The sequence below is a fragment of the Pseudarthrobacter sp. 10T415 genome (assembly GCF_056394175.1).
This window is the reverse complement of sequence record NZ_JBFTHJ010000013.1, coordinates 32,468-51,389: the sequence shown is the minus strand read 5'-3', so window position 1 is coordinate 51,389 and position 18,922 is coordinate 32,468. Positions and strand designations below refer to the sequence as shown.

Genomic DNA, 18,922 nt, shown 5'->3' with positions numbered 1-18,922 from the left:
CCATGGCGGAATCAGGCGGACGACGGCGGGAGCACACCTTCCACGACATCGGCCGCGGCCGCTGCGGGGTCGGAGTCAACGAACTGGTCCCGCATGTGCCGGGCACGGGCCTTCCAGCGGGGTTCGCTGAGGACGGCGGCCACCGCGCGGGCGATGGCGGCCGGACTGGGATGCTCTGTTTTGAGGTTGATGCCCACACCGGCGTACTCAACGCGGGCGTTGACATCGCTCTTGCCTTCGTTGATTCCAGAGACCACCAGGGGCACGCCTTTGGAGAGGCTGAGCTGGACGCCGCCAAAACCGCCGTTGCTGATAAACACGTCCGTGAATTCCAGGACCTTGGCGAAGTCCACATAGTCGCGGACCACGACGTTTGCCTGCGGGTAGCGGGCACGGAGTTCCTCTGTGCCGCGGCCGCCGGTGGCCACCACCACCAGGGCATCCATAGCCTTGACGGCCTCCAGTGCGGGAATGATGAGCTTTCCATGGTCGGCGTTGTCCACCGTTCCCTGCGTCACCAGGATTGTGGCTGGGTAGCACGGCCACTCGTCGTCCGGCCCGGAGGACGCAACATTCCGGACCCGGTGCGGGAGCAGGGCTCCCACATAGTGGACTTTGGGGTTGGCGTGGCGCCGGGGAAAGTCGAGGGCCTCGGGGCCGGTCTGGATGACGGCGTCGGAGCATCGGTACGGCTCGTCGATGAGGCGGCCGCGGCGGGGCACCGCCAACCCGTAGGCGGCGTGCTGCCGCCGGTAGCTCTGGCCGGCGGGGCGCAGGATGACATGGTCGGACAGGATCCCGGCAGCGGCCTGCAGGGCTTTCCCCGCAGGATTTCGGGGCGGCATGAACCCGAAGAACAGCGGCGGCACCAGCGGATCGCTCTCCATGTTGGGCAACACCACGAAGTTCACCACGGGTTTGCCCAGCAGCCGGGAGAGCATCCGGTGGATGAACATGGTGCTGTCCACCACTGCCGCATCAAAGGGAAATTCGCCTGCAAACCCGCGGATGTCCTCGAAGAAATGGCTGACGTTGCTCGCGAAGATCTTTTCGCCGTCAAAACCAATGGCCCTGGGCCCCTTGAGCTGCGCCCGTTCGGGATACAGCTCCAACAGGTTGTCTGCCCGGTGTTCGATGGCTCGCTCGAATGGCAGGAGCGGGATCCCGAGCCCTTCGAGTTTCGGTCCGAAGACCGGGCCGGTGTACCACCGCACGTCATGGCCGCGCTCCCGCAGCCGGACAGCGACGCCGGTCATCGGGTTGAAGTGCCCGTCAATGGCCTGGCTGGCGAAAAGAATCCGCATGGTCCGCTCCGATGCTCCGGGCTCGGCGTCAGAAATTTCCTGAACTGTAGCCCTGCGGCACGGCGGCGGCAAGGGCCGCGCTACTCTTCCGGCCGCCTGCGCCGGCGGCGGACACGGTCCGGGCTACTGCTACTGGACCTCGACCTTGGTCAGCGGAGCGTAGCGCAGCAGCAGGCGTTTCTCGCCGACGTCGAACTTCACCTTCGCCACGGTCTTGTCGCCGGCGCCCTCAAGCGCCAGGACGGTTCCATTGCCGAAGCTGGTGTGGTTGACCTTGTCTCCCACGTTGACGGCGATGATTTCCTTCTGCGGCTGGACCCTGTTCCGGGCGATGGCCGCGGGAACGTCGGCGTTGAAGCCTGCCGAAGGATCGGCGGCGGCGCCGCGGGAAGTGCCCGCACCCCAGAACGAGCCGCTGTACCGGCCGGAACTGATCGATCCCCCGCCCCAGGCAGCCTGCCGGCTGGTTCCCTCGCGCTTCCACTCCAGCAGCTCCGCAGGGATTTCTTCGAGGAACTGGCTGGCCGGGTTGTACTGGCTCTGGCCCCACATGCTGCGGACTTCGGAGCGTGTGACGTAGAGGCGTTTGCGGGCCCGGGTCAGTCCCACATAGGCCAGCCGGCGTTCTTCGGCCAGTTCCTTCGGATCCGTAGCGGACCGCTGGTGCGGGAACAGGCCGTGCTCCATTCCGGTCAGGAACACCACGGGGAATTCAAGGCCCTTGGCGGTGTGCAGGGTCATCAGCGTGACCACGCCCAGCCGCTTGGCCTCGGCCACTGCTGCATCAATATCCGCCCCCGGTGCATCCGGAATCTGGTCCGCATCAGCCACCAGCGACACCTGCTCCAGGAATGCCCCCAACGATCCTTCAGGGTTCTCCTGTTCGTACTCGCGGACCACGGCCACGAGTTCGGCGAGGTTCTCCACCCTGGACTCGTCCTGGGGGTCGGTGCTGGAACGCAGGCCCGCGAGGTAGCCGGTCTGTTCCAGGACTGCTTCGAGGGCAGCGGCAGCACCGGAGCCAGCCGCTACCTCGGCGAGATCATCCAGGAGCTTCACGAAGCCCAGGACGGCGTTGACGGAGCGGGTGGCCATGGCGGGCGCCTGCTCGGCGCGGCGGGCAGCGGCCATGAAGGAAATCCGCTCACGGCTGGCGAGCGCCGCCACTGCCCCTTCGGCGCGGTCGCCGATGCCGCGCTTTGGTTCGTTGAGCACCCGCCGGAGGTTGACGTCGTCGTCCGGGTTGACCAGGACGCGCAGGTAGGCGAGGGCGTCCTTGATCTCCTTGCGCTCGTAGAAGCGGGTGCCGCCCACCACCTTGTACGGCAACCCGACGCGCACCAGGACATCCTCAATGGAGCGGGACTGGGCATTGGTGCGGTAGAAAATGGCAACGTCACCGGGGCGGAGGTTGTCCTCGTCCTGGAGCCGGTCGATTTCCTTGGCGATGAACTGGGCTTCGTCGTGTTCGTTTTCGCCCACGTAGCCGATGATCTTGTGGCCTTCGCCCTCGGCCGTCCACAGCCGCTTTTCGGGGCGGTTGGGGTTGCGGGAGATCACCGAGTTGGCAGCGCTGAGGATGTTTTGCGTGGAGCGGTAGTTCTGCTCCAGCTTAATGGTGCGGGCCTCGGGGTAGTCCTTCTCGAACTCCACGATGTTGCGGATGTCCGCCCCGCGGAAGGCGTAAATGGACTGGTCCGAGTCGCCCACCACTGTCAGTTCCGAGGCCCCCGGGCCCTCCCCCACGATTTCGCGGACCAGTGCGTACTGGGCGTGGTTCGTGTCCTGGTATTCGTCCACCAGGACGTGGCGGAACCGCCGCCGGTAGGACTCCGCGAGCGCCGGGAAGGCCCGGAACATGTAAACGGTCTCGGCGATGAGGTCGTCAAAGTCCATGGCGTTGGCCTGGCGCAGCCGCTGGGTGTACCCCTTGTAGACCTCGGCGACGGCCTGCTCGAACGGGTCGTTGTAGTTGGCGTCCGAGGCGTAGGAATCGGCGTCGATGAGCTCGTTCTTCAGCGCGGAGATCTTGTGCTGGATGGCTTTAGGCGCAAACTTCTTGGGGTCCAGGTCCAGGGCTTTGGACACCTGGGTGACCAGGCGCAGCGAGTCCGCGGCATCGTAGATGGAGAAGTTGGATTTCAGGCCCACGTTGGCGGCCTCCTGGCGGAGGATGCGGACGCACGAGGAGTGGAACGTGGAGATCCACATGATCTTGGCGCGGCCGCCCACCAGCGCTTCGATGCGTTCCCGCATTTCCGCGGCGGCCTTGTTGGTGAAGGTGATCGCCAGGATTTCACCGTGGTGGGCGCGCCCGGTGGCGATGAGGTAGGCGATCCGGTTACTGAGCACACGGGTCTTGCCCGAACCCGCGCCGGCCACGATCAGCAGTGCCGTTCCGGCGTGCTTGACCGCTTCCTCCTGCTGGGGGTTCAGGCCTTCCGTCAGCTTGGCGGGATCCAGGCGCCTGCCGTGGTGCTGCCCGGACTGGTGCTGCTCCGCGTGCCCGCCTGCGGCATGGCCACCGGACGCCGAACCTCCCGGCCCGGCCGCGGTGGCCACGCCGTCGGAACGGGTCCTGGTATGGGTGGCAGATGCGGGGGCGGCCTTGAACGGTCCGTCAGAGTACGGGTCAAACAACATATCCATGGTGCCTACAAGTCTAGGCGGTGGGACCGACACCCACTCCCGGCCTGTGGATGACGTGCCCCTGAGAGCCCGGAACGGCTTAGGCCACCGAGCCTGATTCGAGCGCGGCACGCAACTCGCGCACCGCCGTCGTGCCCCCGGCCATGAACCACTCCAGGCCGTTGACCTGCACGGTGTCCACGGCGCCGCCGGCGGCGCGGACAATCGCTTTGCCGGGCAGCCAGTCCCATTCGGGGCAGCTGTGCTGGAACCAGCAGCCGAGCTGCCCGTCGGCCACCCTGCCCAGATCGCAGGAGCCGGATCCGAGCATGCGCAGCGCCGCGGCGGAGGTCGCCGCTGCGTGCCAGGGCATGGCGCAGAGCGGGTCCATCAGCCAGGTGGGGTGGATGTAGGTGGCGGCACCCAGTTGGGCGGCCGCGGTGGCGTTGCGTTCCCCGTGGTTGTCGCTGTAGACGGTGATGGTGTCGCCATTCAACGTGGCCTGCCGGCTGCTGCCGCCCAGCCACAACTTGTCCTCCTCAGGCTGGAAGATGGCCCCCAGCTGGACGTCATGCTCATCCTTGAGCGCAATGGCCGAGCACCAGTACGTGGAGCCATGCAGGAAGTTGTAGGTGCCGTCCACGGGGTCGATCACCCAGGTGCGGCCGCTGGTCCCCTGCACGGAGGCGCCTTCTTCGCCCAGGATGCCGTCCTCGGGCCGGCACCTCTGCAGCTGTGAGAGGACGTATTCCTCCGCAGCGTGGTCCGCGGCCGTCACGACGTCGGAAACGGAAGTCTTCTGCTGGGACTGCAGTCCTGCCATCCGCATGAGGAGCGCCAGTTGACCGGCTTCGCGGACCAGCGCCGCCGCCAGCTGGTAGTCGTCCAGTGCAGGGTCAAGTACAGCTGCGCTGTGTCGGCCAATGGTCATGGCTTCAGTCTATGGGGCGGAATAATGGAGCCATGGCCAAAACCCCTGCCCAGCGGATCAAGAAGCACGGTGCAAAGGCTGCCGTGCCGCAGCACCATCTCCCACCGGTGGTGAACCCCACCACCGCGCGCACTCCAGAGAAAGCACAGAACAACAGCAACCTCATCCTGATCGCGGGCGTGGTGGCCAGCCTGTTCCTGTTCTGGTACCTGCACCTGCTGACCATGGACCAGCTCACCCAGCTCTCTGTCGGCAAGCCCATGCCGGACTCCCTGGTGGGCGGCTTCGATCCTGCCTACATCGAGGATCTGCGCGGCGCCATGAATGACGACGCGCGCGGCCAGCTCAACTACGTCCACAAGACCGCCGGCATCCTGTTCCCGCTGATCTTCGGGTTCACCTGGCTGCTGCTCATCGGCACCAATGTGGCCAAGAAGTCCCTGCGCTGGGTGCTGTGGGCCCTCCCCATGCTGTTCGTCGTGGTCCGGCTGTGGGCCAACGTGGCGATTGACGCGCTGATGGGACCGGATGCTCCCGACGCCGGCCAGGTGGCCCTCGCGTCCGGCCTCACGGTGGCCGGGTGGGTGCTGCTGGTTTTGAGCCTCCTAGCCGGGGCGGCCGCGGTGGTTATCGGGACGCGGAAGCGGAAGGCCGCGACGGCCGGCTGAGCCCGGCCCGCAGGTTTTTCCGATGCCTGTGCACACGCCGTGCAATGACGATTCCCGCCGTTGCCATGCCTACCGTGACCGGATAGCCCATGAGCCGTTCCAGCGTCCCGGGCTCCGGAACGTCCATGCCGGTCAGGCCGCCGGTTGCCAGCGCCGCCAGGGAGACGGCCCCGCAGGCCAGGAGGAACCAGGCCATGCGTGCCTTCCGCAGCCAGAGGAAGCCCAGCACCAGCAGCGCCGCCGCGCCGGTGAGGAAGTAGGTAACGGCACCGACGAAATGCCAGCCGGAGCCGGCGTCCTCAGGGACGAGCCCCACCAGCACGGTTCCCGCCCCTGCCGCTCCCGTCAGCACCCGCACCGCGGCGGCCGCGAACCATGGCCGGCGCCGGCCCGGCTCAACCCGGGCACCGGGACGGGCCGCGACGCACAACAGCCCGGACGTCAGCAGCACCGCGCCCAACAGCAGCCCCAGCCCCTGCACCACGAACGAGGCGTTCATCAGCCAGTTCAACGGCGAACACACCTGGCGGCCGTCGTAGATACCGCAGTTGAGCGCGCCAAGGTCGCTGATGTAGCCGGTGCGCAGGTCATAGGGGCGCGGACCGGCCCAGGCCATGACCACGGCGGCCTCCGCCGCAAAGTACTGGAGAACGCTCAGGACGGACCACGCGCCGATGTACTGCCGGGTGGATGCTGTGTCCGGTATGAGGGTGGCAGCGGGAGCGGCCGACGGGGCAGGACTCATGCCTTGAGCGTAGTACGGCTCCGTACCTTGTATGCTGGTATGCGTGTCCGTCCGGACCGGCGCCGCCGATCCCCAGGATGCCTGCCCTCGTAGCTCAGTGGATAGAGCACGGCTCTCCTAAAGCCGGTGTCGTTGGTTCGATTCCAATCGAGGGCACTTGAATTTCGAGTCCCCGGCGTTTGACCTTCGCGCCTACCTGCTCGGCCCCGCCGGCGCACCGGACGGGACAGCTGATGCGGGTAGCCCCGGCCGTTGGACCGTCGAACGGGACCTGCTGGACCGGGCGGCCGGCACCCGCGGAACCTTTTCCGGCGTCGTACTTTTCACGCCAGCGCCCGACGCCGGCCTGCACCTTCGCGAGGAAGGCACCATGCGCTGGCCCACCTTCACCGGCCCCGCCACCCGCGACTACCTGCTCAGGCCCAGCGGCCGGCCGGACGCCCTGGACGTCTTCTTCCCGGACGGGCGGCCATTCCACCGCATGAGCTTCGCCCCGGAGGCCAACCTGGATAACCACTGGTGCGATCCCGATACCTACCGCGTGGCTTACACGTTCGAGGGCCCGCACCGGTTCAGCTACAGCTGGGACGTGGCCGGGCCGCACAAGGACCTGCTCCTCACCACGCACCTGACCCGGGATGGGGACTCATGAAGCACCGGATCGTGGTGTCCGCCGTCTGCGTTTTTGACGATGCCGGCCGCCTCCTCACCGTCCGTAAACGCGGCACCACCATGTTCATGCACCCTGGCGGCAAACCGGAACCCGGCGAGACGGCCGTGCAGGCGGCGGCCCGCGAGCTGGAGGAGGAAGTGGGCATCGTCATCGAGCCACGCCAGCTCCGGCTGATGGGGGTATGGATTGCCGATGCCGCCAACGAAGCCGACACGGATATTGAGGCCACGGTGTTCATGGCGCCCGGGACGTGGCAGGCCCATCCGTCGGCCGAGATTGCGGAGATCCGCTGGCTGGACCTTGCCGGCCGGGACGGAGCCGTTTCGGAAGCCGCTGGTTCGGACGCTTCCGGGCTGGGTGCCGGCGCTACCCTTCCCGGCGACCTCGCACCGCTGCTGACGGACCACATCCTGCCCGCGCTGGCCGCGCCCGACGCCACCCCGCCCGGCCCCTGACGCCCCACAGGCCGCGGAAAGGCTGCTAGGCCTCGGGGACGGCTTCTGCTGCGACGGCCGTGGCCTCGGCGAACTGCGTCCGGTAGAGCTCCGCGTAGCGGCCCTCTGCGGCCAGGAGCTCGGTGTGCGTCCCGCGTTCCACGATGTGGCCGCCCTCCACCACCAGGATGGCGTCGGCCGCGCGGACGGTGGACAGCCGGTGCGCAATCACGACGGCGGTACGCCCCTCAAGGGCGGCGCCAAGGGCTGCCTGCACCGCGGCTTCGTTCGTGGAGTCCAGAGCCGCCGTCGCCTCGTCCAGGATGACCACCCGGGGCTGGGCGATCAGGAGCCGGGCGATGGTCAGCCGCTGGCGTTCACCGCCGGAAAGCCTGTAGCCGCGTTCCCCCACCACGGTTTCGAGTCCGTCCGGCAGCGACCTGATCATCGTCTCCAGGCGTGCCTGCCGCAGGACATCCCACATGTCATCATCCGTGGCGTCCGGGCGCGCAAGCCGAAGGTTGGAGGCGATGGTCTCGTGGAACAGGTGGCCGTCCTGGGTGACCATTCCCATCGTGTCCCGCAGGGAATCAAACGTGGCGTCCCGGACGTCCATCCCGGTTCCCGGCGTGTTGCCACCCAGCCGCACCGCGCCCGAGTCGACGTCGTACAGCCGCGACAGCAGCTGGGCGATGGTGGACTTGCCGGCGCCGGATGAACCCACCAGAGCCACCGTCTGGCCCGGCTCAACCCGGAAGCTGACACCGTGCAGCACTTCCTCGCCGCCGCGGGTGTCCAGGGTGGAGACTTCCTCGAGGGAGGCCAGGGAGACTTTGTCCGCCGACGGGTAGGCGAACCGGACGTCGTCGAACTCGACTGACACCGGCCCGGCCGGAATAGGGCGGGCGTCCGGCTTCTGCTGGATGAGCGGCTTCAGGTCCAGGATTTCGAACACCCGTTCAAAGCTGACCAGTGCGCTCATGACTTCCACCCGGGCGTTGGACAGCGCCGTGAGCGGGGCGTAAAGCCGGGTCAGGAGCAGCGCCAGGACCACCACGTCGCCGGGGGCCAACTGGCCGCCCAGGGCGAGCCAGCCGCCCAGGCCGTAGACCAGCGCCAAGGCGAGCGCTGAGACCAGCGTCAGGGCCGTGACGAAGGTGAACTGCAGCATCGCCATGCGGACGCCGATGTCGCGGACCCTGCCTGCGCGGGCAGCGAACTCGCGGGATTCCTCATCCGGGCGGCCGAACAGCTTGACCAGGGTGGCACCCGGCGCGGAGAACCGCTCCGTCATCTGGGTGCCCATGGCGGCGTTGTGTGCGGCGGCTTCGCGGCGCAGGTCTGCCAGCTTGGAGCCCATGCGCCGGGCCGGGATAAGGAAGATCGGCAGCAGCACCATGGCGAGCACTGTCACCAGCCACGATGTATTGAGCATGACGGCCAGCGTCAGGACCAGGGCCACGGAGTTGCTCACCACGCCGGAGAGGGTGCCGGCGAAGGCGGACTGCGCCCCGATGACGTCATTGTTGAGCCGGCTGACCAGCGCTCCCGTCCGGGTACGCGTGAAAAAGGCAATAGGCATGCGCTGCACGTGGTCGAACACCCGGGTGCGCAGGTCCACGATGACGCCTTCGCCGATGATCGACGACAACCAGCGGGTCAGCAGCCCCACGCCGGCCTCTCCCACAGCCACGATGGCGATCAGCATGGCAAGCCAGATCACGGTTTCGGTGGCTGCCTTGGCAATGATGGCGTCAACCACCTGGCCGGCGAGCACCGGGGTGGCCACGGCCAGGAAGGCCGCCGCAATGGAAGAGAGCACGAAGGCGATGAGCTTGCCCTTGTGCGGGGCGGCGAAGGCCAGCACCCGCTTCAGGGTTTCCTTGGAGAACGGCTTGGAGCCACTCTTCGCGGTGCTGATGTTGTACAGCGAGCTCCAGGCCACGCGGTCCATGCTCATGGTTATTTCTCCTGGCTAGCAGTGTGGTGGAGCTGCCGGACCGTGCCGTCTTCGAGGTGCCACCGGTAGTCGAGCCGGACGTTTTCCAGCAGCCGACGGTCGTGGGTGACCAGCAGCAGGGCTCCGTCGTAGGTTTCAAGGGCCTCTTCCAGCTGCTCTATGGCCGGCAGGTCGAGGTGGTTGGTCGGTTCGTCCAACACCAGCAGGTTCACGCCGCGCGCCTGGAGCAGTGCCAGGGAAGCCCGGGTCCGCTCCCCCGGGGACAGGGAATCCACGGTCCGCGAGGTGTGGTCCGCCTTCAGGCCGAACTTTGCCAGGAGCGTCCGGACGTCTGCGCTGTTCCAGTCCGGCAGGACCGCTTCGACCGCGTCGCCCAGCGGCGAGCCGCCGTCCAGCAGCCCGCGGGCCTGGTCAATCTCTCCGATGGCCACCGTGGCACCCATGGAGGCGTCGCCGTCGTCCGGTGCCTGCGTTCCCAAAAGGAGGCGCAGGAGGGTGGACTTCCCGGCACCGTTGGGCCCGGTGATCCCGATGCGCTCGCCGCCGTTGAGTTGGAGGCTGACCGGTCCCAGCGTGAAGCTGCCCTGGCGTGCCACGGCGTTGCGCAGGGTGGCCACGACGGCGCTGGAGCGGGGAGCCTGGCCGATGCTGAACTGGAGCTGCCATTCCTTCCGGGGCTCCTCCACCACGTCCAGCCTGGCAATGCGGGACTCCATCTGGCGGACCTTCTGGGCCTGCTTTTCGGAGGACTCAGTGCTGGCCGCGCGCCGGATCTTGTCGTTGTCCGGGCTCTTCTTCATGGCGTTCCGCACGCCCTGGGAGCTCCACTCACGCTGGGTACGGGCGCGGGACACCAGGTCCGCCTTCGTGGCGGCGAATTCGTCGTATTTCTCGCGGGCGTGCCGGCGTGCCACCGCGCGCTCTTCGAGGAAGGCGTCGTACCCGCCGTCGTAGACCGCTACGGCGTTCTGGGCCAGGTCCAGTTCCACAATGGTGGTGACGCAGCGGGCCAGGAACTCGCGGTCATGGCTGACCAGCACCACGCCGCCGCGCAGGTTGGTGACGAAGTCTTCCAGTTTGGCCAGCCCGGCAAGGTCCAGGTCATTGGTGGGCTCGTCCAGCAGCACAACGTCGAACCGGCTCAACAGCAGCGCGGCAAGGGCAACCCTGGCGGCCTGGCCACCGGACAGCCCTGTCATCAGGGCATCGGCGCCCGTTGCCAGGCCAAGGTCGGAGAGGACGGGCGGGATGCGTTCGTCCAGGTCTGCGGCGCCCGATGCCATCCACCGGTCGAAGGCGCGGGCGTAGGCGTCGTCCGCGCCGGGAGCTCCGGCGCCCAGGGCTTCTGCGGCGGATTCCATTTCGGCGGTGGCCTGGGTGCAGCCGGTGCGGCGGCCGATGTACGCTTCCACGGTTTCGCCGGACACTCGCTCGTGTTCCTGCGGCAACCACCCCACAAAGGCGTCGGCGGGGGCCAGGCTGACGGAGCCGCCCTGGGGCTGGTCGACGCCGGCGAGGAGGCGCAGCAGAGTGGATTTCCCGGCACCGTTGGCGCCCACTACGCCCACCACGTCTCCCGGCGCCACCGTGAAGGAAAGATTTTCGAAAAGCGTGCGGTGGCCGTGGCCGCCGGAGAGGTCTTTGGCAACAAGGGTTGCAGTCATTGATGCGTCCTTTCGCCCGGGTGCATGCGCAGCCGGTCCCATGCCGGAACAGGCCCGGCGATGCCGTACGGACAGTCGCGGGAAAGGCGCTCCGGGCCGCGGGCATGAAAGAACCCGCTGGTCCGGACTTGGGGGGTGTACGGACCAACGGGCTCGACCATCAAGCATAGTCGAAACACCTCCCCGGGTAAAATCGGCGGTCCCGCGGCACGGTAAAATCGACTCACCATCCGTCCTGCAGAGAGCACTTCATGACCCTTCCCGCCAAGGCGTTCCAGCGCTGGCTGCAAGGCATCGCCCCTGATGCCAGCACGGCAGACGTCTGCCGGGTCTCCGGGATCAAGCGGACCACGCTCGCCCAGCAACTGGTGCGCGGCAAGGTTTCCGTCTCCACGGTGGTGAGCATCAGCCGCGCGTACAACATCAACCCCGTGGCCGCCCTTGCGGGTTTTGACAGTTATCGCGTCCTTGCAGGCCCGCCGCAGCCGCCCACCCGGTGTGAGCTGGTCAGCCAGATTTCGACGGCGGACCTGCTGCGCGCGGCGCTGGCTCGTCCGGCCATGGACCCTTTGGGCCGCCAGGGCGCTGCGCCGGCTCCCCTGAGCCCGGTCCCGCATGCCTCCTCGGTGAAGAACTGGGTGGATGCGATCGACGACGGAGAGGTCCGGCACCGGGTGTCAGCCGCCACCGGGATCGCACCGCAGAATTACTCCGCCCAGCTGACAGCCAACAGGTTGTCGCCGGAACTGGCGGTGGCCACCTCGTTGGCGGCCGGGGTGGACCCGGCAAGCGGGCTGGTAGCCACCGGCCTGATCACGGAAGAGGAAGCCGGGTGGGCGCCAGGAGCGCGCCAGGAGGCGCTGGACAGCATGTCCGACGGCGACCTCACCGCCTTGGTGGGCGACAGGATGCAGGCATTGGGCAAGGTATTGCGCCGACAGGAGCAGGACCAGGCACAGACGGAAAAAATATGGGAGAACCTGGGATGATCACTATCCTTCAATGGACCACTTTGGCGATCTGCGCGATGATTGCCATCGCCCGCATCCCCAGCGCCCTGCGCGGCAGGAACAGGTCACTGTTTTATATTTTCGCCCTGATGACCCTCGCTATCCTGCTCAGCATCGAGGCTCCCTACGTCGCCATCGACCAGGCGCTGGGTGGCATCAACCTGACCAACCTGTTGCTGCGGTTCGTCATCTTCGGCGCCATCTACTTCGTGGGGGTCCGCATCACCAAGGGCTTCGGTGCCACGAATGCATACCGGCTGATCACGGGCCGGACAGGCATGCTGGCGCTGGCTGTCCTCTCGGCACTGGTGGTGGTGGTGTTCCTCCTGATGGACACGGCCGGATCCTCGGCGGGGCTGGTGACAGTTTCCGGCAAGGACCACCGCAACGGCGTGCTGGTGGAGTACTACGGTGCGGCGGGACGGGCCTACCCCGCCTTCGTTTCACTCGTACTCTTTCCGGCGATGGTCCGCGCGGCGCGAAGCCGCCTGCCCCTCCTGGTCCGTGTTGCAGCCGGACTCCTGGCGGTGGGTGGCCTGTCCATCGCGCTGACATTGTTCTTCCCGGTGGTGCCCCCGGGACTGGGGTCGCTGCGGTTCATCGTCAACTACACGGCCGTACTGTGCTTCGTTATTGGCCTGGCACTGATCTGGGCCGCACGGATAAGGCAGGACAAGCGGGCCGGCATCGGAACGTCATTTACCGAAAAGTAACCAAACTGCCTTTCACAAAATCATTAGAATATGAAACAATCATGAATGTGTGAAGGTGAGGCACGGCGCGTTTTTGAACGGGGATAAATTCTTGGACGACGCCCTGCTTCGGGGGCCTTCACATGCATTGGGGGGATGAGTGGTGGCGGCCGTTGGGGACCGCCCCCACTCAGCCTATTTAACGGTCCTTTTAGCAGCGCAGGCGCGTCTACGCCCCGGTTTTCCGTCCAGGTCTGCGGGCTCGGCGGGACCCCCAGACCTGGACGATGATGACCTCCGGTACTACCGCACGAAGCGCAGGGTCACCAACTGGAACGGACGGAGCTGCAGGTCCGCGCCACCCTCAGCCGCGGACACCCCGGGAGCCTCGGTGGGCCGCTCCAGCAGGTCCGTCACCACAACGTCACGCACGGGGAAATTCGCCGTGATGCGCCCGGCGGTGCGCTGCCCCAGCGACTCATACAGGCGGACCACGACGTCGCCCGAGCCGTCTTCGGCAAGCTTGACCGCTTCGACAACCAGGCCCGGCGTGCCCACCGAGACCAGCGGCTCAACCGGCGCGGCACCCGTGACCAACCGGGGCGCAAGGTTGGTCCTGTACCCCTCTTCCACCGCGGCGCCAATATCAGCACCGGGCCGGACGGTTACGGACAGCTCGTGCCGGCCGCGGTCGGCCGTGGGGTCCGGGAACTTCGGCGCCCGCAACAGCGAGAGGCGCACCGTGGTGGTGGTGCCGCCGTCGGCCTCCCTGATGTTCCTGGCGACGTCGTGGCCGTAGGTGGACGAATTGGAAACTGCGACGCCGTAGCCGGGCTCCCCCACGTGGATCCAGCGGTGCGCGCAGATCTCGAACTTCGCAGCTTCCCAGGACGTGTTTGTGTGGGTAGGCCGGAAGACATGCCCAAACTGGGTTTCCGACGCCGACCGGTCGGCGCGGACATCAAGGGCAAATCCGAGCTTGAGCAGTTTCTCCCGTTCCTGCCAGTCCACTGATGTGGTGATGGCCAGGGACGGGCTGCCCGGGGCGAGGGTGATGCGCTGGGTAACAGGCGAGGTTCCGGCCAGGCGTTCCACCACAACAGTGGCGCCATCGGACCCCTCCTCCAGCCGGACCGATTCCGCGCCGGTCAGGGCGGTGACGTTGCGCCGGTAGAACTCATCAATATCCCAGGCGTCCCACTCGTTGGGGGTGTCCCGGTGGAGTTCCAGCAGGTTGCCGCGCTGTCCCGGCGCTATGGCTTCGCGGCCTGATGCGTAGTCCTGCAGGGATGACACCAGGCCGTCCGCGTCCAGGACAGCCCGGATGACGCCGTTGTCCAGGACGTATCCGCCATCCTGGCTGCTGGCCCGGACCGGTCCAGCCTGGCCCGCCGGTTCGGCGGCGGCCAGCGCCGGAACTCCGTTCCGGGCATGCGGGGCGGCGTTGAGCAGGAACGTCCGCTCCCCTGCTCCCAGCGCTGCCGCGGCGGCCTGGCTGATGATGGCTTCCAGGGCGGCCTCGATGGCCTGGTAGTTGCGCTCGGCGTCCTGGTGTACCCAGGCAATGGAGCTGCCCGGAAGGATGTCATGGAACTGCTGCAGCAGGACCAGCTGCCACAGCCGCTTCAGCTCAGCTGCCGGGTACTCGAAGGCGGCGTCGGTGCGGACGGCAGCAGTGGCACACCACAGCTCGGCTTCCCGGAGGAGGTGCTCGCTGCGCCGGTTGCCCTTCTTCGTGCGCGCCTGGCTGGTGTAGGTGCCGCGGTGCAGCTCGAGGTACATCTCCCCCACCCATACGGGCAAGGCTGCATATTCCTCTTCGGCCTGCCGGAAGAAACTCTCAGCGGATCCGATCCGAACCTTGGGTGAGCCCTCCAGGTCTGCGGTGCGGGCGGCGGCACTGAGCATTTCCCGGGTAGGTCCCCCGCCGCCGTCGCCATAGCCGAACGGTACCAGGGACACGGTGCCCCGGCCGTGATCCCTGTAGTTGCGTTCCGCGTGCGCGAGCTCGCGGCCGCTGAGCTCGGCGTTGTAGGTGTCCACCGGCGGGAAGTGCGTAAACAGCCGGGTACCGTCGATGCCTTCCCAGTTGAAGGTGTGGTGCGGCATCCGGTTGGTCTGGTTCCAGGAGATCTTCTGCGTCAGGAACCAGCGGCTTCCCGCGGACTTCACGATCTGCGGCAGTGCGGCGGAATAGCCGAATGAGTCCGGCAGCCAGGCCTCCCTGCACTCAACGCCAAATTCGGACAGGAAGAACGATTTGCCCTCAATGAACTGCCGAGCCATCGCTTCGCCGCCGGGCATGTTGGTGTCAGACTCCACCCACATGCCGCCCACCGGAACGAATTGCCCGGCGCGGACCTTCTCCCGGATCCTGCTGAACAGTTCCGGATAGAACTCCTTGATCCAGGCGAGCTGCTGGGCGGACGAACACGAAAAGACGAAGTCCGGGTTCTCGTCCATCAGGGCCACCACGTTGGAGAAGGTCCTGGCACACTTGCGGACGGTTTCGCGTACCGGCCACAGCCAGGCCGAATCGATGTGCGCGTGGCCGGTGGCCACCAGTTGGTGGGCAGAAGCGTAAGCGGGCTGCGCCAGCACCCCGGCCAGCGCCTCCCGGCCGGCGGCCGCGGTCCCGGTAACATCGTCCGGGTCCATGACGTCCATCATCCGTTCCAGGGCCCGGAGTATTTCGTGCCGCCGCGGGAGTTCCAAGGGCAGCTGTTCCATCAGCCCGGACAGTGTCCAGACGTCCTGCTGCAGTTCCCAGACGGTCTGGTTGAGTTCGGCGATGGCGATGGTTCCCAGCCGGTAGTGCGGGGCCGTTCCGGCAGTGGACTTGTCACCGTAGGGAGTTGCCGCGAAGGTCCAGTCCTGTGCGAGGTCCGGGTTGGCCGCTGCCTCCACGTAGAAGTCCACCGCCATGCCGGTGCCCAGGAGCTTCAGCGGGATGTACCTGTTACGGGGAGAGACTGCCTTGATGATGGTGCCGTCCGGCCGCCAGGCAATTCCCTCGCATTGGAAGCCGGGGGTCTGGACGGTGAATCCGAGGTCCACCACCACTTCGACCGTGGTGTCCGGGCCGGTGCCCCACGACTCGGGTACGTCGCCCTGCAGCCGGAGCCACCTGGTGCTCCACGGTTTGCCCCATGCCGTCCCGTGCTCGAGGGGCAGGAACTGCTGCCGCATCGCTTCGAGGGCGGGTACCGGCTCATCCGGTACGTCCCAGCTGCTCAGGGTCAGGGGCACGGTCCGGCTGTAGACCGCAGGGTCGATGCGCTCACGCACAAACCTGGTGAGTCGGACTTCCGTGATCCTGCGGTCGTCATGCAATGTGGGCCCTCTTTAGCGCTTGAAAAAATTGGATCATCGTGTCCATTCGATGGACAAATCTACCCGCTGGTAGCCCTCAAACCAACCCCCTTACGGCAGCATCCGAAGGGGGTTGATGGAGCGTCAGGCGGGCGCGGAAGCAGCCACCGGGCTGATGATCCTGGCTGCCCCCGCGTAGACGTTAAGGCTGGTTCCCCTGCTGAAACCGGCAAGCGTCAGGCCGCTGGCCTCGGCGAGTTCCACGGCCAGGCTCGACGGCGCGCTGACGGCAGCCAACACGGGGATACCCGCCTGAGCCGCCTTCTGGACCAGCTCGAATGATGCCCGGCCGGACACCTGGAGGACAGTGCCGCGCAGTGGCAGGAGTCCTTCGCGCAGGGCCCAGCCCACTACCTTGTCCACCGCGTTGTGCCGTCCCACGTCCTCGCGGAGGCACATAAGCTGCACGCCGCCGTCGTCCTCAACCCGGAAAAGCCCGGCAGCGTGCACCCCGCCGGTATCGTCGAAGAGGCGCTGCGACTTCCGGAGCAGTGCGGGCAGGGATGCCAGTACGTGCGCGTCGAGCGTGAGGGGGTCCGCCGCGGGGCTGTGGTGCGAGGACTTCCGGACGGCTTCAATGGAGTCCGTCCCGCAGATGCCGCAGGAGCTGGACGTATAAACGTTCCGTCCCGTTTCCGGCAGGAGGACGTCAGGACGCAGCTGGGCCTCCACCACGTTGAATGTCTGGACACCGTTCTCGTCCTCGCCGGCGCAGAAGCGCAGGGATACCAGCTGGTCCGGGGTCCAGATCACGCCCTCGGACACCAGGAAGCCGGCTACCAGGTCGAAGTCGTCGCCCGGAGTGCGCATGGTGACCGAATAGGAGAGGCTGCCCAGCCGGATTTCCAACGGTTCCTCCACTGCCAGGACATCCTCGCGGTAGCGGACGGGAAACTCCAGCGCCTTCGGCGAGCCGTCCAGGACATACTTATGCACCTTGCGGCGCTGCGTCACGCGTCCCATGGACCGTCCTGCCTGTTCATGTCTCCATCATCGCACTGCAGGGTGCCTGCCCGGCCAAGCCCCGGCTCAGCCGAGAAGGGCGCTCCAGTCCACTGGCCCCGCAGGGCCGGCCTTCGCCGCCGTCCGGGACGTCCTGCTGCTTCGCGGTTTGGCCTTGGCGGGCTCCGCAGGCGCTGGAATGGGCGGGCCCCACGGCAGCGCGAAGGCCGGTACCTGCTCCCCCAGCTGCACGCCGTGCGGCGGAACCACCATGACGCCGTCGGCCGTCGCAAGCCCGCGCATCATGCCCGGGCCGGTGTGCTGGGCCGGCGACGCCATCCCGTACAACAGCCGGAACGGCTTGAGGCGCGTGCGGCCCGGATCCGGGTCTATGAGCGTTCCGGAGGCCACTTCCTGCACCTCCGGCATTGTTCCGTGACCCAGGGCGGCCAACAGGGGCGCGCCCACCGTAAAGAGCGCCATCATGGCGGCGAGCGGATTTCCGGGCAGGCCCAGGACGAACCGGCCGTCCGGGAGTTCGGCCAGCACCACCGGGTGCCCGGGCCGCATGGCCACGCCATCAACCACCAGGCGGCCGCCCAGTTCGGCAACGGCGCGGCGGAGATGATCCGTGCCGGAGCGGCCCGTCCCCCCGGTGGTGATGACGACGTCGGCCGGGAGCCCGGGTGCGCCGGGGCCCTCCGGGACCACGTCCTCCAAGGCCGCGAGCCACTCCCCGTAGGAGTCGCCGATGCGCTGCTGTCCGCCCGGGATGCCACCGAGCATGCCGACGACGGCCGGCAGCTGATGGCCGAACGTGTCCCGGACCTTCCCCGGGGCGGGCAGGCCTTGCACCACCACCTCGGACCCGGTCAGCAGCAGGCGCACCAGGGGTTTGCCCTGTACCGTCAGCTCGTCATATCCGGCCAGTGCGGCGAGTGCCAGGTGCGCCGGGTTCAGGGTCACCCCCGCCGGAACAAGGATGTCCCCTTCCTGTGCTTCCTCGCCTGCTTTGCGCACGTGCTGGCCGTTGCGCGGTTCACCGGGGCGGGCGGTGCCACCCGTGGCAAGGACGGGGAGCCCGTCCTCATCCTCGGCGAGGACGGCGCTTTCGCTGCGCAGGATCCCCTTGCCGCCGGGCGGGATAAGTCCGCCGGTAACGATGGGGCTGGCCTGGTGCGGCGCCAGGCGGGCTCCGGCTTCGACGGGGATCCACGGCCCGGACCCGTTGACTGCCCATCCGTCCATGGCGGAGGAAGCGTAGTGCGGCATGTCCTGGAGCGCAATGATGTCCTGCTCCAGCCTGCGGGCCTGGGCCTGATCCAGCGGCACGGGTCCGGGCGGGATGGGCGTTGCGGCGTCAAAGGCGGCCTGGCGCGCTTCCGCCCAGGTGTGGGCCAGGTGATGGTGGCCCTGGCCCGCGTCCTGTTCCTGGCCGGTTCCGGCCTGACCTTCGTCGTTCTGTCGCAGCGGTTGTTCCTGCAGTTGTCCTTGCGGGTGTCCGTTGCTGTGGTCGTGGCTGTGTTCATGCCTGTGACCATGGCTGTGTTTATGCCCTGCGGGGGATGCTGCTTCCTGCCCGGGTGCTTCTGTCATTCGCCGGGGGCCCCGGGGGCTTCAGCGTCATAGTCGGCAGCCAGTGTGCGGGCGACGGCAAGGGCCTTTTCCATGGCCACGGCATCGGTCGAACTGCCGGAGTTCGAGGCCAGGCCCGCGGCGAATCCGGCAATGAAGGTGGTCAGCGGGGCGGCGGGACGGACCACGGAATGCGCCGCGACGCCGGCAAGGGAAAGGATGGCATTGATGTCCACCTGGACATCCTCAAGCTCGTAGGCCTGGAGCAGCGACCTGCACCATTCCTCCAGTGTTTCGTCCTGGCTCTTCACCACGTGCCTCCCA

15 protein-coding genes and 1 tRNA gene are annotated in these 18,922 nt (G+C 67.3%); 6 read left to right on the top strand and 10 right to left on the bottom strand.

Translation table 11 applies throughout. From position 1 onward, the window contains the following. Positions 1-11: 11 nt before the first annotated feature. The 3 genes from AC1DBN_RS15830 to AC1DBN_RS15820 all read right to left on the bottom strand — a co-directional run bounded on the left by AC1DBN_RS15830 (position 12) and on the right by AC1DBN_RS15820 (position 4,863). Positions 12-1,304 carry a glycosyltransferase gene (locus AC1DBN_RS15830; RefSeq protein ID WP_477723610.1) on the bottom strand — a complete coding sequence of 431 codons (1,293 nt, stop codon included), beginning with the start codon at positions 1,302-1,304 and terminating at the stop codon, positions 12-14. A 129-nt stretch (positions 1,305-1,433) separates the two neighbouring features. Continuing rightward, on the bottom strand, positions 1,434-3,953 hold the full coding sequence (gene pcrA, locus AC1DBN_RS15825) for a DNA helicase PcrA (protein ID WP_314215454.1): 2,520 nt from the start codon (positions 3,951-3,953) through the stop codon (positions 1,434-1,436). Positions 3,954-4,032: 79 nt separating this feature from the next. Beyond that, entirely contained in the window at positions 4,033-4,863 is an 831-nt protein-coding gene (locus AC1DBN_RS15820; protein WP_091718466.1) for an inositol monophosphatase family protein, read from the bottom strand. 32 nt (positions 4,864-4,895) lie between these two features. Between AC1DBN_RS15820 and AC1DBN_RS15815 the strand changes: the two genes are divergently transcribed. Further along, positions 4,896-5,531, top strand: a complete 636-nt coding sequence (locus AC1DBN_RS15815) for a hypothetical protein (protein ID WP_314215456.1) — start codon at positions 4,896-4,898, stop codon at positions 5,529-5,531. Here the strand turns inward: AC1DBN_RS15815 and AC1DBN_RS15810 are convergent. Further along, positions 5,491-6,276 (bottom strand): DUF998 domain-containing protein, encoded by a 786-nt coding sequence (locus AC1DBN_RS15810; protein WP_314215458.1) that lies wholly within the window; start codon positions 6,274-6,276, stop codon positions 5,491-5,493. The two genes, AC1DBN_RS15815 and AC1DBN_RS15810, sit on opposite strands and share 41 nt — an antisense overlap. Positions 6,277-6,359: 83 nt before the next feature. Here AC1DBN_RS15810 and AC1DBN_RS15805 point away from each other — a divergent pair. The 3 genes from AC1DBN_RS15805 to AC1DBN_RS15795 all read left to right on the top strand — a co-directional run bounded on the left by AC1DBN_RS15805 (position 6,360) and on the right by AC1DBN_RS15795 (position 7,404). Beyond that, positions 6,360-6,432 (top strand) — tRNA-Arg (locus AC1DBN_RS15805). A 1-nt stretch (position 6,433) separates the two neighbouring features. Further along, the gene (locus AC1DBN_RS15800; protein WP_091718460.1) at positions 6,434-6,928 is read left to right on the top strand and encodes a DUF6314 family protein; all 495 of its coding nucleotides are present in this window, start codon (positions 6,434-6,436) and stop codon (positions 6,926-6,928) included. Next, a complete protein-coding gene (locus tag AC1DBN_RS15795) occupies positions 6,925-7,404 on the top strand; it encodes an NUDIX hydrolase (protein ID WP_314215460.1) in 480 nt (159 codons plus the stop codon). The genes AC1DBN_RS15800 and AC1DBN_RS15795 overlap by 4 nt, the downstream gene beginning before the upstream one ends. Before the next feature lie 25 nt (positions 7,405-7,429). Here the strand turns inward: AC1DBN_RS15795 and AC1DBN_RS15790 are convergent, their stop codons facing one another. Together AC1DBN_RS15790 and AC1DBN_RS15785 are read right to left on the bottom strand one after the other, a co-directional pair. Continuing rightward, on the bottom strand, positions 7,430-9,343 hold the full coding sequence (locus AC1DBN_RS15790) for an ABC transporter ATP-binding protein (RefSeq protein WP_314215461.1): 1,914 nt from the start codon (positions 9,341-9,343) through the stop codon (positions 7,430-7,432). A 2-nt stretch (positions 9,344-9,345) separates the two neighbouring features. Further along, positions 9,346-11,007 (bottom strand): ABC-F family ATP-binding cassette domain-containing protein, encoded by a 1,662-nt coding sequence (locus AC1DBN_RS15785; protein WP_477723609.1) that lies wholly within the window; start codon positions 11,005-11,007, stop codon positions 9,346-9,348. A gap of 251 nt (positions 11,008-11,258) precedes the next feature. On the opposite strand from AC1DBN_RS15785, the gene AC1DBN_RS15780 reads away from it, so the two are divergent. Both AC1DBN_RS15780 and AC1DBN_RS15775 read left to right on the top strand, forming a co-directional pair. Then, positions 11,259-11,996: a hypothetical protein gene (locus AC1DBN_RS15780; RefSeq protein WP_314215465.1), complete on the top strand. Its 738-nt coding sequence runs from the start codon at positions 11,259-11,261 to the stop codon at positions 11,994-11,996. Continuing rightward, entirely contained in the window at positions 11,993-12,730 is a 738-nt protein-coding gene (locus AC1DBN_RS15775) for a hypothetical protein (protein WP_314215467.1), read from the top strand. Before AC1DBN_RS15780 ends, AC1DBN_RS15775 begins: the two co-directional genes overlap by 4 nt. 282 nt (positions 12,731-13,012) lie before the next feature. Here AC1DBN_RS15775 and AC1DBN_RS15770 read toward each other — a convergent pair whose 3' ends face one another. The 4 genes from AC1DBN_RS15770 to AC1DBN_RS15755 all read right to left on the bottom strand — a co-directional run bounded on the left by AC1DBN_RS15770 (position 13,013) and on the right by AC1DBN_RS15755 (position 18,912). Beyond that, entirely contained in the window at positions 13,013-16,042 is a 3,030-nt protein-coding gene (locus AC1DBN_RS15770) for an alpha-mannosidase (protein ID WP_477723608.1), read from the bottom strand. A gap of 123 nt (positions 16,043-16,165) precedes the next feature. Continuing rightward, entirely contained in the window at positions 16,166-17,044 is an 879-nt protein-coding gene (gene fdhD, locus AC1DBN_RS15765; protein WP_091718448.1) for a formate dehydrogenase accessory sulfurtransferase FdhD, read from the bottom strand. 66 nt (positions 17,045-17,110) lie between these two features. After that, positions 17,111-18,619 (bottom strand): molybdopterin-binding protein, encoded by a 1,509-nt coding sequence (locus tag AC1DBN_RS15760; RefSeq protein WP_314215472.1) that lies wholly within the window; start codon positions 18,617-18,619, stop codon positions 17,111-17,113. After that, entirely contained in the window at positions 18,616-18,912 is a 297-nt protein-coding gene (locus tag AC1DBN_RS15755; RefSeq protein ID WP_231994462.1) for a DUF6457 domain-containing protein, read from the bottom strand. The genes AC1DBN_RS15760 and AC1DBN_RS15755 overlap by 4 nt, the downstream gene beginning before the upstream one ends. Positions 18,913-18,922 lie beyond the last annotated feature (10 nt).